General features: G+C 38.7%; 12 protein-coding genes. 2 read left to right on the top strand and 10 right to left on the bottom strand.

Annotated features, from left to right (window positions below; translation table 11 throughout):
- Positions 1-253 precede the first annotated feature (253 nt).
- The 4 genes from B2C77_RS04205 to B2C77_RS04190 form a co-directional block, all read right to left on the bottom strand.
- The gene (locus B2C77_RS04205; protein WP_077702536.1) at positions 254-928 is read right to left on the bottom strand and encodes a uracil-DNA glycosylase; all 675 of its coding nucleotides are present in this window, start codon (positions 926-928) and stop codon (positions 254-256) included.
- A 71-nt stretch (positions 929-999) separates the two neighbouring features.
- Positions 1,000-2,295, bottom strand: coding sequence for an amidohydrolase (locus B2C77_RS04200; RefSeq protein WP_077702535.1), 1,296 nt, complete (start codon positions 2,293-2,295; stop codon positions 1,000-1,002).
- Positions 2,296-2,636: 341 nt separating this feature from the next.
- A complete protein-coding gene (locus B2C77_RS04195; RefSeq protein ID WP_077702534.1) occupies positions 2,637-4,154 on the bottom strand; it encodes an AbgT family transporter in 1,518 nt (505 codons plus the stop codon).
- A gap of 40 nt (positions 4,155-4,194) precedes the next feature.
- Complete coding sequence (locus B2C77_RS04190) at positions 4,195-5,622, bottom strand: M20 family metallopeptidase (RefSeq protein WP_077702533.1); 1,428 nt, start codon at positions 5,620-5,622, stop codon at positions 4,195-4,197.
- 341 nt (positions 5,623-5,963) lie between these two features.
- Here B2C77_RS04190 and B2C77_RS04185 point away from each other — a divergent pair, with 341 nt between their 5' ends.
- Complete coding sequence (locus B2C77_RS04185) at positions 5,964-6,275, top strand: hypothetical protein (RefSeq protein WP_077702532.1); 312 nt, start codon at positions 5,964-5,966, stop codon at positions 6,273-6,275.
- Between the two features lie 59 nt (positions 6,276-6,334).
- On the opposite strand, the gene rbsB is transcribed toward B2C77_RS04185, so the two are convergent.
- From rbsB to B2C77_RS04155, 6 genes are all read right to left on the bottom strand, one after another.
- Positions 6,335-7,270 carry a ribose ABC transporter substrate-binding protein RbsB gene (rbsB, locus tag B2C77_RS04180; RefSeq protein WP_077702531.1) on the bottom strand — a complete coding sequence of 312 codons (936 nt, stop codon included), beginning with the start codon at positions 7,268-7,270 and terminating at the stop codon, positions 6,335-6,337.
- Positions 7,271-7,330: 60 nt separating this feature from the next.
- Entirely contained in the window at positions 7,331-8,266 is a 936-nt protein-coding gene (gene rbsC / locus B2C77_RS04175) for a ribose ABC transporter permease (protein ID WP_077702530.1), read from the bottom strand.
- A 1-nt stretch (position 8,267) separates the two neighbouring features.
- The gene (locus B2C77_RS04170) at positions 8,268-9,767 is read right to left on the bottom strand and encodes a sugar ABC transporter ATP-binding protein (protein ID WP_077702529.1); all 1,500 of its coding nucleotides are present in this window, start codon (positions 9,765-9,767) and stop codon (positions 8,268-8,270) included.
- A gap of 87 nt (positions 9,768-9,854) precedes the next feature.
- Entirely contained in the window at positions 9,855-10,250 is a 396-nt protein-coding gene (gene rbsD, locus B2C77_RS04165; RefSeq protein ID WP_077702528.1) for a D-ribose pyranase, read from the bottom strand.
- Between the two features lie 2 nt (positions 10,251-10,252).
- A complete protein-coding gene (gene rbsK / locus B2C77_RS04160) occupies positions 10,253-11,146 on the bottom strand; it encodes a ribokinase (protein ID WP_367112756.1) in 894 nt (297 codons plus the stop codon).
- Positions 11,147-11,148: 2 nt separating this feature from the next.
- On the bottom strand, positions 11,149-12,135 hold the full coding sequence (locus B2C77_RS04155; protein ID WP_077702527.1) for a LacI family DNA-binding transcriptional regulator: 987 nt from the start codon (positions 12,133-12,135) through the stop codon (positions 11,149-11,151).
- A 964-nt stretch (positions 12,136-13,099) separates the two neighbouring features.
- Here B2C77_RS04155 and B2C77_RS04150 point away from each other — a divergent pair.
- The gene (locus B2C77_RS04150; RefSeq protein ID WP_073012194.1) at positions 13,100-13,321 is read left to right on the top strand and encodes a hypothetical protein; all 222 of its coding nucleotides are present in this window, start codon (positions 13,100-13,102) and stop codon (positions 13,319-13,321) included.
- Positions 13,322-13,444: the final 123 nt, after the last annotated feature.

Genomic DNA, 13,444 nt, shown 5'->3' with positions numbered 1-13,444 from the left:
AAGGTGTATAAATATACGTTTTATGTTATTAATATACTAATCTACCTATTAACTAATGTCAATGGTTATTTTTAGATGAATAATAGGAGAATGATGTTTATTAGAAGAGCCCCAAATGCATACAGCACTCAAGGCTCATCAGCCACACGTGGGAACCGTGTGCGTTATAATTTTATCAGTTAAGTGTTTATCGTATAAGTAAAACAATGGCATTTCATAGCCAGACTCAGTAGCTAAGTTGTTTCAAACATTCTTATTCAATCTTCCAATCAATCGTTTGTTTACCTAGCCGCTCTAATCGTTGATTTGTTTGCGAAAAAGGTTTACTGCCAAAAAACCCTCGGTACGCAGACAAGGGGCTTGGGTGCGGAGATTTTATAATATAATGTTTATCTGTATCAATGAGAGACTGCTTTTTTTGTGCAGCGCCGCCCCATAAAATATACACAACAGGGTCTTCCTTATGATTAAGCAACTGAATAACACGATCAGTGAATTGCTCCCACCCCTTTCCACGATGTGAATGTGCTTGACCTTTGCGGACAGTGAGCACATTATTTAATAATAATACGCCTTGTTTGGCCCATGATTCTAAACAGCCATGAGCAGGAATAGCATGCCCCAAATCGTGCTTCATTTCGATGAAGATATTTTTTAATGAAGGGGGCAGGGCAACTCCCTTTTTCACTGAAAAGCTTAACCCATGTGCTTGGTTTGGACCATGGTAAGGGTCTTGACCTAAAATAACTACTTTTACTTCGGCAAATGGCGTATAGTGTAAGGCATTAAATATAGCTTTCATATCTGGATAGATCGTGTATGAAGTATACTCTTGCTTTAAAAACTCTCTCAGCTGCAAATAATACGATTTATGAAACTCTTCTTTTAGTAATTCTTCCCAATCATTAAATAGAATTTGCTTCGTCATAAGATCCTTCCTTATTCATGTCATGTAATATCTATTATTCTATCATGATTTCAATGGCTTAGAAAAAGAGTTTACGCATCGTGTTCTTTTGTTAAAATTTCATATACAGATTGGTATAAAATTTTAACAGCGGGTAGCAATGTTTCTTCATCAATATCAAACTTCTCGTTATGATGCCCTGCAGCTAATTCCGTTCCAAAAATACAATATGCCGCTAATCCACCATTTTTCTGAACAGCCTCCATAAAATACGTGGCATCCTCAGACCCTGCTCCAGCATCCTTTTGTAGCTCTACATGCTCTATTTCCGATGATGCATTAGCACATCTATAAAGGATATGCGCTAATTCCTCAGAACACTTACAATGAATCGCCTCACCTACTGTTTCTATGTCATAATCGACTTGATACATCGTAGCAGCACCAGCGACAATCGATTCCACTTGCTCTTTGATATATTGATTTATTCCAGCATGCTCTCCCCTTGTTTCCACCTTCATTTTTGCGTGGTGCGCAATAATATTCCTGCCACTTCCAGCATGGAGTTCACCTACATTTATTCTTGAGGTTCCTTCTGAATGACGAGAAATGGCGTGCATATTCAAGGTAGCAGCCGCTGCAGCTAACAAAGCGTTTCTTCCTTGTTCAGGATTTCCGCCAGCATGCGCAGCAGTGCCTTTAAACGTTACATCCAATTTTGACGTAGCTAAAAAACCGTTATTAGCTGCTAGAAAATGCCCGTACGGCACTCCTGTTCCAATATGCGAAGCAATAAAATAGTCTACGTCACGAACGACATTCGCTTCAACCATTGATTTTGCACCGCGCGTTCCTTCTTCTGCTGGCTGAAAAATAAGTTTAATCGTACCGGAGAGGTTTTCCTTTTCAGCAGCAAGATATGTTGCTAAGCCTAGACCAATTGCGGTATGCGCATCATGTCCACATGCATGCATTTTCCCATCAACTTGTGAGCGAAAACCAAGTTTAGTGGGAACGTGATTAGAAGCTTCCGATTCATGAATATCAAGCGCATCCATATCAAAACGGTAAGCAATTACCGGCCCAGGACGATTTGTTTTCATCGTAGCAACAATCCCTGTGAATCCTTCTTTAAAAAGTCCTACAAATGATTCATTCGCTCCATGATCACAAGCCCAAGTATAGTGCATAGCTGTCTCTTTTGCGTCAGGTTTTCCCATACAGTGTGCTTCTGACATTACTTCTTTGCCCATTTGTAAGGTAAATCCTAATTCCGATAAAACACCAGCAACGATGGACGCGGTTCTCATTTCTAAAAACCCCGTTTCAGGGTGTTGATGCAGATCCCTTCGCCAGTTCATTAATTTCTTCTTTAATTCTATTGCCATATGTATACCTTCTTTCTCGATTTCATTTAAATATGAATTTTTCTAGAAGATGCGCTTTTTTGCAGGAGCAAAAGTAGAACCACTTTTTCTTTCCAGCTCGTTAAGTGGGCATTGTATACGTCCTTACGTCATAGAATCTAGCTCATTTATTCACCCTCTATGATTTATTCTAAATTAAATTAGAATATGTAGAAAATGCATGCGAAGCTTTTGTTGCCTGCACATGCATAGCTTTATTTTTACACAATAGGAAGGACTACTCCCCCTCTCATAATCTATAAGGAGGAGAGAGTCTTACCATTAGAAAAACTTGCCTTATAACTATGGTGAAAAAAGTTACTTTATAAAAACGGTGTTACACCTGGACCGAATGGAATACCTGCATAAAAGAATATTAAAATAAGAATAATCCATGTTAATAAAAATGCAACTGAATAGGGAATCATCAATGAAATAAATGTACCGATACCAGCTTTTTTATCATATTTTTGCATAAATGCTAAGATAATAACCATATAAGGCATTAGTGGCGTTACAATATTTGTGGACGAGTCCGCAACGCGGTAGGCAACCTGTGTAAATGCCGGACTGTAGCCTAGTTGCATAAACATTGGGATAAATACTGGCGCTTCTAAAGCCCATTTAGCCGACCCAGAAGTAATCAAGAAGTTTAATGAAGCTGTGAACAAAATATATCCGATAATTAGCCAAATCCCAGTAAAGTTAATTTCTTTGAGTAAATCTGCCCCATTTACTGCCACCCAAGTGCCGATATTAGACCAGCTAAAATAGTTTATAAATTGAGCGATTGCGAATATCAAAACAATGTATCCAGCCATGTCTTTCATAGACTCAGCCATATAGCCACTAACATCTCTGCTAGATTTTATTTTTTCTACTGTTATACCGTAAGTGACTCCAATAATAACAAAGAAAATTAGGATAATTGGTACAATTCCATCTAAAAATGGCGAAGGAACAATGCTGCCACCTTCTCCTCTTAGCGGACTGTTCGGCATAAAAATAGTAATGACAATTAAAATGATATAAGCTAAAGCAGCTATAATCGAATTACGAAATGCTTTTCCAGCTTTCGGATGATCTTCTTCCAATCCTGCATCAATGGCTCCTCCTTTGTATTTACCTAAACGCGGTTCAATAAATTTATCCGTAATAAGTCCGCCCACAATCGTAATAACAAACACAGATACAACATTAAAATACCAGTTATCTAAAGGAGTAACTACAATCGAGTCGTCAATAATAGCTGCTGCTTCAGTCGAAATTCCCGCCAATAATACATCTGTTCCAGCAATAAACAGATTAGCTGTAAAACCTGCACCTGTAGCCGCGTAACCTGCCACTAAACCAGCTAACGGGTGGCGTCCAATTTTATAAAATACCATTGCTGCCAGTGGTGGTATAAGTACCATCGCTGCATCAGAAGCCAAATTGCCTAGAATACCTACAAATACAACCGTATACGTAATTAGTGCTGGAGGAGATTTTAAGATGGTTTTTCGAATGGCATAATCTAGTAAGCCTACTTTTTCTGCCAAACCAATACCAAGCATCATTGCAAGCACTAATCCTAGAGGAGCAAATCCAGTAAAATTATCTAGCATGGAACTTAAAATAAATTGAATTCCTTCACCCGAAGCCAAGTTTTTAATTGGAAGCTCTTCTCCAGAACCAGGATGGGTTACTGAGGCATGAAACATACTAAAAATAGAAGAAGCAATAATGATGATAATAGCTAACGCTATAAATAAGATAAATGGATCAGGAAGTTTATTACCAAACTTTTCAATTCCATTTAAAAATTTCTGAAATAAACTTTTATTTGTTTTTTCTTTCATCGTATTCCCTCTTTCTTGGTGTGTTTTTTATAATATCCGTCTAGGTTTTTAATACAGAAGGCTGTACTTCTTTAGGAATAGGACATGTGTATGGATTTTTTTCTGTGAATTGTTGAAATTCCTCTTTCACTTCTTTTAAAGCAACAGAATCTGTCAATAATTGAATTCCTGTCAATGCCATTGCTTGAGCCGCTCGTAGCATGCCTTTATGAGCAAAGCTTGATATTCCTTGTGCTGTCATTTGCCATGAATGTAGTGGCGTTCCTAGTGTAGAAGTTGCAGCAGTTAATTGAGCTGTCGGTACTACCCAGCTAACATCTGCGACATCCGTAGAGCCGGATAATATCTTGTCAGATGCTTCATATGGAGATATCGTCTCTGCAAGATATTTATTAGCAAACTCCTCTCCATTACCAACATAACCAAACCCTTCAATAATTTCCAAGTACCCTTCTCGTTCCGAATCGGTAAGCGAATGCCAGATGTCTTCCGCGAATAATTTTTCTTCTTCTGTCGGCTTTTCTACATCTGATTTGCACAATTGGTCATGCAGCATATTCTCCATGCTTCTGTTCGGAATATAATTCGAACAAGCTTTATCGAATCTGATTGTAAGCTCTGTTTCTGTCATTAATGCAGCACCTTGTGCAATTTTGCAAACACGCTGATATATATCCTCTACTTGTTTTACTTTTGGTGCCCGGATTAAATATAATACCTCCGCGTTTGCTTGCACAACATTAGGAGAAATCCCACCTGTATTTGTTGTTGCATAATGCAATCTCGCTTCTGGTACAACATGCTCTCGTAAATAATTCACGCCTACATTCATCAGTTCAACAGCGTCCAGTGCACTCCTTCCCAAATGAGGGGAATTAGCGGCATGGGAGGTTGTCCCTTTAAAAGCGAAAGATATCTGATAATTAGCCAGGCTCGAGGCACTCATAATCGCATTCACAGGAGATGGGTGCCAAGTTAGTGCAGCATCAACACCTGTAAATACACCTTCCCTTACCATAAACGTTTTGCCAGACCCTCCTTCTTCTCCAGGACATCCAAAAAATTTCACCGTTCCTGAAAGGCCATGCTTGTCGAGATATTCCTTTACAGCACAAGCTGCGGCAAATGCTCCTGTACCGAGCAGGTTATGACCACATCCATGACCGATATCTGTTTCCAACGGCTGGTAAGTCGTTTGATTTGGGGTTTGACTTAGGCCAGACAATGCATCATACTCCCCTAAAAAACCAATAATAGGGGCGCCTTTTCCATATGTTGCTACGAATGCAGTAGCAATATTTCCCACTCCTTTTTCAACCTCAAACCCTTGCTTCTCACATGCTTCTGCCAAAAAAGAAGCTGATTCATACTCCTCAAATCTTGTTTCTGGATGAGAAAAAATAAACTGGCTTATCTGTTCAAAAAACGCCTTTTTTTCACGCAAATAATCTCTGATGAAACCTTCCATTCGTCTACCTCTCCCACTCTTACTAATTTTCTTTATATTACATAAAGAATAGTAATAGTGTCAATAATTTTTTTATTATGTAAATTAATGGAAGGTGTATGTTGCATCATTTTTTCTAATCATTTACATTTTTTAAACGTGTCATATAAGAAAAAATGCAACTTTCACTATAAAGAATACCTGTATTTCTAAACATTTAGTTCCTATAATTTTAGAGGGAACTGAAGTGTTGTTTCGACCTGGCTTTTTCTGTCTTCTTTATTAACATACCTAATACAGAATAGGTACAAACAGAAAGGGGATAATGGAAAATATCGTTTCTTATTGCTGGAGGTATTAAAATGGAATTCCCAGTTATTCATACTAATTTTTGGGATGGTATTATTGCTGTTCCATTAATTGTAATTATTACGCAAATATTCAAACTTTTCCCTATTCCTAGACAGTACTTTCCTAGTATCACTAGTACCATCGGGTTTATGATGTCTATTTTTATTTGCCATCGTGGTGATTTATGGGCAGGTATTTTTATGGGGGGTTTTTACAGTGCAGCCGCTGTCGGAACATATGCATCTTTAAAAACATCGTGGATTGCATTTAAAGAACGCCAGAAAAAAAAGCGGCTGAATGAGGTTGCTAGTGAGGATATGTAAATAGGCAGGTGTGCACATTTCACACCCGCCTACATTTCGTCTTATCCTCTTGCATTACTTTACTCTGTCACTAACTCAAGTTCTACAGGTATAAATTCCTCTAACTCTTCCCCCTCAACTATCTTCCCTGCTGCATCAATGGCTTTTTCTCCAATCAACTTTGGTTGCTGAGCGACTGTTGCAAGCATTCTTCCCTCGCTGACAGCGGCTACTGCATCCTCCGTTGCATCAAAGCCAACGACAACGACATCTTCTAGCATATTTTGTGACTCTAATGCCTCAATAGCACCCAAAGCCATTTCATCATTATGCGCAAATAATGCATCAATATCTTTTGTACCTTGGATAATATTTTCCATTACCGATAAGCCTTTTGTACGGTCAAAGTCAGCCGTTTGCTTAGCAACGATTTCCATTCCGTCTAGTTCATCCATTATATTGTGAAATCCTTCTCCTCTCTCTCTAGCTGCAGACGATCCAGAAATTCCTTCTAATTCAACAATTTTTCCCTCTTCCCCAAGTTGTTCAGCAATAAATTCACCTGCTATTTCTCCGCCAGCTACATTATCAGAAGCAATATGGGTGACTATTTCGCCGCCTTCAGAACTTCGATCTACGGTAATAACTGGGATATTTGCTTGATTGGCAGATTCCACTGCAGTAACAACGGCCTCAGAATCAACTGGATTTACTAGTAAGACATCAATATCTTGCTGTATAAGGTCTTCAATATCACTTAACTGTGTAGACGGGTCGTTTTGTGCATCAGATGTAACTATCTCAAAGCCTGCTTCTTCTGCAGCGCTTTCCGCCCCATCACGTAAGGTAACGAAAAAAGGATTGTTTAAAGTAGAAATAGATAAGCCGACCTTCACTTTATCATTGTTGGCTTCTTTGTCATTATCCTCTTCACTACCAGGAGCATCTGTAGAGCAAGCCCCTAAAATAAAAACTATAACTACTACAAACATAAGTACCTTTGACCATTTAGCCATGCTATTCCTCCTAAAAAATTTTATTTGGAACGATGCATTGTAACATCGTAACTCCCTTCGTTATTTTGCTTTTCTATCTAAAAGCACTGCTAGTAAAATAACGAGACCTTTGACTATTTGCTGATAAAAAGAAGATACATTTAATAGGTTTAACCCGTTATCAATAACCCCAATGATTAAAGCTCCTATTAACGTGCCAAATATTCTTCCTTTTCCTCCAGAAAGACTTGTTCCCCCAATGACAACAGCTGCTATTGCATCAAGTTCATACATTGTTCCTGCTGTTGGCTGAGCAGAATCTAAACGACTTGTAATGATAATGCCTGCAAGTACAGATAGCATACCTGTCAGTGAATAAACACCAATTTTAACTCGATCTGCTTTGATCCCAGATAATTTAGAAGCTTCTTCATTCCCACCAATTGCATACACTTGGCGTCCGAATACCGTATTATGCAAAATAAAAAATAAAATAAGAAAGACAATGACCATAATAATTGCAGGAAATGGAATTCCAAATACATAGCCTTTTCCAATCATTTCAAAAGAAAAGGAATCGGATAGCCCAGTAATTGGTTTTCCATCTGTATAAACTAATGTTGCACCACGAAAAATTGTCATGGTTGCCAAAGTTGCTATAAATGGAGCAACTTTTCCTTTAGCGATAATCAAACCATTGACTGCACCAAGTACAAAACCAATTAATAAACCAATGCAAATAGCCAAAATTGGATCCATCCCACTAGCTAATAACCCCGCTGTTAACGCACTTCCTAAAGCCAGTGTAGAACCGACTGAAAGATCAATTCCCGCCGTTAAAATAACAAATGTCATTCCAAAAGCAATGAGGGCATTAACGGATACTTGCCGCAATAAATTTAAGATATTATTTAAAGTGAAAAAGCTCTCACTCATTACCCCTAATACAATTGTAATCAGGAGTAAACCAAGCAGCGGTCCTAATTGGGCTATGCTTACCTTATTCCACTTCACCATTTTAAGCACCTCCTGTGGCTGCAGTCATAATGGATTCTTGATCAGCTTGTTCACGGTCTATAAACGCCGTTATTTCGCCTTCATGCATGACCATTACCCGATCACTTATCCCAAGCACTTCAGGTAATTCCGAAGAAATCATAATAATGGCTACACCTTCTTTAGAAAGTTCATTCATCATCGTATAAATTTCTTTTTTTGCACCAATATCTACACCTCGAGTTGGTTCATCTAAAATAAGCACTCGCGGCTGAATTGCCAACCATTTGGCGATGACTACTTTCTGCTGATTCCCACCACTTAAAGATTTTACTTCCTGAGCTTCGTTTGTAGCTCTAACCTGTAGCTTGAGCATTAACTCGCTAATGCGCTGTTTTTCTTTCCTTTTATGGATGATCCCATATCGTGATAACGCTATCAAATTAGGTAAGGCGATATTTTCTTTAATAGAAGCATGAATGATTAATCCTTTCGACTTACGGTCCTCTGTGATAAAGCCAATCCCTGCATTAACTGCATCACGCGGATGTTTAATAACAACTTGTCTTCCATTTAGTTCAATTGTTCCTCTATCTAATTTACGGTATCCAAATATAGCTTCCATCACCTCAGACCGACCTGCTCCCATCAAACCAGCCACACCGAGAATCTCTCCTTCTCTGACAGAAAAGCTGATATCACGAAAATAATTAGCCAATTGTAGGTTTTTAACTTGAAAGACGACTTCTCCGACAGCATGATTTCTCGCAGGATATCGTTCGCCAAGCTCTCTACCTACCATCATTTTCACAATCTCTTCAAATGATGTATGAGGTGTAGCTTTGGTGCCAATATATTGACCATCACGCAGAACCGTGATCCGATCACAAATTTCAAATATTTCTTCCATGCGATGGGATATATAGACAATGCTTACTCCATCTGCTTGCAAATTTTTAATAACGCGAAAGAAGTTTTCAATTTCATGATCTGTCAATGCCGCTGTAGGCTCGTCCATAATGATTAATTCTGCATTGGTTGTCAAAGCTTTCGCTATTTCAACCATTTGTTGCTTTCCAATCGATAGTTCACCAGCCAGTTGTTCGGCTTTTATATCATGTACACCTAATTTAGTTAAGGCCTCAGCCGTTCTACGTCTTATTTTCCGCCTATTAAGAATACCCGTTTTTCCATATGTCAGCTCTTTCCCTAAAAACATATTCTCCGCTACTGTTAAATGTGGAATAATGTTTAATTCCTGATGAATAACACTAATTCCATAGGCTTCAGCATGCTTTGGACCCGAAAATGTCATCTGTTTGCCTCGCACAAACATTTCGCCTTGATCTTTTGTATAAATGCCTGTTAAAATCTTCACTAGAGTAGACTTTCCCGCTCCGTTTTCTCCCATTAATGCATGAATTTCCCCACGGTTTACAGTAAAATCAACCTGTTGTAATACTTTATTTCCGGAAAATGCTTTACTGATATTGTTCATCTGTACAAAAGGGTCACTCGTCATCACTTGCTCTCCTTTCGTCTAAAAATCCATAACCGCCAAGCCCTCGCGCGAAAGCTTTTAGCTTTTCTATACTATAAACCTTAAAACTTAAAATATAACTCCCGAACGTAACATGACATTGGCAAATGGCGTTGCTTCACCAGTTCGAATTACTGCCTTCGTATCGCTCATTGCTTTTTTAAATTCTTCATGGAAAACATAATCTAATGGGATGTTTCCATAGGTTGATGTGATTTCATGATGCAGACTAGTATTCTGCAACTTGATTTCACTAGCTATCGTTATCTTTTCAACTTCCATATGCTTGATTATTAAACGGACAACATCTACTAATGAAGGCGTTCCAAGGTTAATAGAGAGGTCAATACATTTTATATGCTGCGGTATTGGTAAACCGCAATCTGCTACAACAATTGTATCGGTATGCCCTAGTTGAGAAAGAACAGTGGCGATGTCGCGATTCAAAATGCCTGTCTTTTTCACTGTTAACCATCCCTTTCTGTCATAAACTGATGAACCATTTCTACTGTTGGCATGCCTGCTTGTGCCCCCACTTTCGTTATTGATAATGCAGCTGCTGCATTGGCAAAATGTATAGCTTGCGACAGCGTTTCACCTTGTGCTAATTGTGTAACAAAAGCGCCATTAAATGTATCACCTGCACCTGTTGTATCTTTTACAGGAACGGAGTAGCTGTGCACCTTTTTTTCCGAGTTATTTTCGTAAAAATGTACCCCCTCACTCCCTAGCGTCACTACCATTTTATCTTTTATAGAGCTGGAAGAAGCTTCTTTTTCCATTGCTTCTGCTTCCATTTCATTCGGAGTAAAATAAGTAGTGTCTTGTACTATTTCTTTCGGTAAATGCTGATATGGAGCAGGATTTACTACAACTGGAATATGATATTGCTTCGCTTTTTTCACCGTGTAGGCTACCGTAGTAAGTGGTATTTCTAGTTGCAATAAAATGATGTCACTTTGTTGAATAATGTTTTCATGTCGATCAATCACTTCTTTGGTAACGAGTGCGTTAGCCCCTGGAGCAACAATAATTCGATTATCGTCTTCAGACAAAATAATGTTTGCTACGCCTGTAGACTGTTCGCTATTTTTGATAACGCCATCTGTATTAATGCCTTCAACTTGCAAATGTTTTCGTAATGTTACGCCAAATTCATCCTCACCGACAGCGCCAATCATTGTAACTTTTGCTCCTAGTCTAGCCGCTGCAACTGCTTGATTAGCTCCTTTTCCTCCTGGATATAGTGCAAAGGACTGACCTAACACCGTTTCTCCTTGCCGAGGCATTTGTCTTGTTTGAATCGTCATGTCCATATTAATGCTTCCAACTACACAGATTTTCGGAGCATGTATCATCATGCTTACTCCCTTCGTTTTGTAGAATCACGCTCTAATAATGTAACTTCTAATTCTTCATGAATAACTTGCTGCTCTGGATGATCAATCAATTCTAATAAAATTTGTGCTGCCCTACTTCCAATTTCGTATATAGGCTGCTGTATGGTTGTTAATGAAGGAGTAGTGGTTAGTCCGAGAGAAATTCCATCAAAGCCGATTACAGATAGCTGTTCCGGAATGTTCATATTTAATGATTCGGCTGCTTTTATTACACCCACAGCCATCAAATCATTTGCTACAAAGAGGCCATCAATATCTTTATGCTTCGTTAAAAGCTCTTTGGTTACTTCATAGGAACTTTTAAATCGATAATCGCCTGCCACGATAAAATCCGAATGAAACCATGCTTCATACTTCACTACATCAAGATAGCCTTTTAAGCGATCTTTTGAATTGCTTGCTGTTTGTGGACCGCAAATATGGGCAATTTTTTTACAGCCAATGGATTGCAAATATGCTGTCGCTTCTCTCGCACCTTTTCGGTTATTTACTGTAACAGACGAGATGTTCGAACTAAATCTCCTGTCCAAAGAAATAATTGGGCTTGTCACATGTTCAAGGTGTTTCTCACATATTGTACTTGACACCATAATAAAACCATCCACGGATTTTTGTGTTAACGCATTTAAGTACGTGATTTCTTTTTCATGATTATCATCGGTATTACATAATACAAAGGTATAACCGTGCTGATTCGTTACATCTTCTACGGCACGCGCAAGCTCTGGAAAAAAAGGGTTTTTAATGTCTGGAACAAAAAGTGCAATCATCTTAGAGCTACCTTTAAATAAACTTCTAGCAACGTCATTCGGTCGGTAGCGTAGCTGTTCAATCGCTTCATTGACACGCTGTCTTGTTTCACTATTAACATATCCATTGTCATTTAACACCCTAGATACTGTTGCTGTTGATACGTTAGCAAGTTTCGCAACATCTCGAATGGTCGCCATAACAACCTCCACCCTCTCATTACTAACTAATACATCGTTATGTGTAACCTGTTACAAAATTTGAAAAAAATAATATGTAACCCGTTACAACTAGGGTAATTTATACAAATTATTTTGTCAATATAATTTACTAAGAAGATTTCGACAAATTTCTCAGTCTTGAATACGATAGTTGACATGGACATAGATATGAATAAACCTCTGTGAATTAGTGCATCTTAAAAAAAGCACTTCACAAAGTGAACCTTCCAAGTGGGTTTTCTTTTATCCCCCCAACTTACATCTTACAATCCTTAAAGTGGGGCTCTTACAACAATTTTATCCAAAATAAACCTATTTTTTTAGAAAAACTTGGCTTGGCGCCAAGTCTTATGGCGAATGGCATAGTTTTTCTTATACTATAAACCTTTAAACTTTTATACTTTCCTATAGTGGAACAAAGGCTCGGGGCGCCCGTTTAGCAACGTAGCGAGTGGAGCGAATCAACTGAGATAAAGGAATCACGGTGAGGAACGAACCGATGATGACTTATCGTAGGGCGATTTCGTGAAGTCGCCTAGTTGCTGGGCGCTGGAGCCGGACGTGGTTAAATAACTTAGTAAGCTTATCCACAGCTGCAAAATTTTATAATTTCCTAGACCAGAACAAAGGCTCGGGGCGCCCGTTTAGCAGCGTAGCGAGTGGAACGAATCAACGAAAGTTTTAGGAACCATGCTCCTGCAACAGGAGTATGCCGGCGCCCTCCGGCAAACCCGTCTTTAGTCGACCTTCCTATTTAGCACGAACCGACGGTGACTTAGCTTAGGGGGATTTCGTGAAGTCCCTATTTGCTGGGCGTGGAGCCGGACGGGGATTATTCATTTATTTGGTTACGCCATAGCATCAAATTTTATACTTTCTTATCTTTTAAGAAAGTTTTCACTCATCTGTTCATCCAAAATTTATCAATCAAAGGAGTATTTATATGTGGTACTTACTAGCTCTTGGAGGATTGTTCGTTGCAATCGCACTATTTTACACCATTAAGGTCGGTAAAGATGTAGAGACACAAAAGGACGAGTATGATACGGAATTTAAAGCAACCAAAAAACACCCTGCGTTATTTAATCCTGTTTTCTTAGCATATATTATTGGATTTGGCGGGATTATTCTGCTTATATTGTATTTTGCTTTAACATGGAAATAACTAGAAGGCGGCAGGAATCCCATTGCGATACAGGACACCACCACATTCAGTATAGAACCAGTTTTCGTCCGTGCAGGGCGCACACAAGAAACCAGATGCCAAAAGCATCTGGTTTCTAATATA

This window comes from Virgibacillus dokdonensis (assembly GCF_900166595.1).
Classification (GTDB): domain Bacteria; phylum Bacillota; class Bacilli; order Bacillales; family Amphibacillaceae; genus Virgibacillus; species Virgibacillus dokdonensis.
Note: the sequence above shows the minus strand (reverse complement) of the source record. Positions and strands in the feature narration are given on the sequence as shown.

What these genes read in the sequence shown, in the direction of transcription:
- rbsK (WP_367112756.1), bottom strand. Translation starts at nt 11,146, where the DNA reads ATGATGATACATGCTCCGAAAATCTGTGTAGTTGGAAGCATTAATATG.
- B2C77_RS04195 (WP_077702534.1), bottom strand. Translation starts at nt 4,154, where the DNA reads ATGAAAGAAAAAACAAATAAAAGTTTATTTCAGAAATTTTTAAATGGA.
- B2C77_RS04200 (WP_077702535.1), bottom strand. Translation starts at nt 2,295, where the DNA reads ATGGCAATAGAATTAAAGAAGAAATTAATGAACTGGCGAAGGGATCTG.
- rbsC (WP_077702530.1), bottom strand. Translation starts at nt 8,266, where the DNA reads ATGGTGAAGTGGAATAAGGTAAGCATAGCCCAATTAGGACCGCTGCTT.
- B2C77_RS04205 (WP_077702536.1), bottom strand. Translation starts at nt 928, where the DNA reads ATGACGAAGCAAATTCTATTTAATGATTGGGAAGAATTACTAAAAGAA.
- B2C77_RS04170 (WP_077702529.1), bottom strand. Translation starts at nt 9,767, where the DNA reads ATGACGAGTGACCCTTTTGTACAGATGAACAATATCAGTAAAGCATTT.
- B2C77_RS04190 (WP_077702533.1), bottom strand. Translation starts at nt 5,622, where the DNA reads ATGGAAGGTTTCATCAGAGATTATTTGCGTGAAAAAAAGGCGTTTTTT.
- rbsB (WP_077702531.1), bottom strand. Translation starts at nt 7,270, where the DNA reads ATGGCTAAATGGTCAAAGGTACTTATGTTTGTAGTAGTTATAGTTTTT.
- B2C77_RS04155 (WP_077702527.1), bottom strand. Translation starts at nt 12,135, where the DNA reads ATGGCGACCATTCGAGATGTTGCGAAACTTGCTAACGTATCAACAGCA.
- B2C77_RS04150 (WP_073012194.1), top strand. Translation starts at nt 13,100, where the DNA reads ATGTGGTACTTACTAGCTCTTGGAGGATTGTTCGTTGCAATCGCACTA.
- B2C77_RS04185 (WP_077702532.1), top strand. Translation starts at nt 5,964, where the DNA reads ATGGAATTCCCAGTTATTCATACTAATTTTTGGGATGGTATTATTGCT.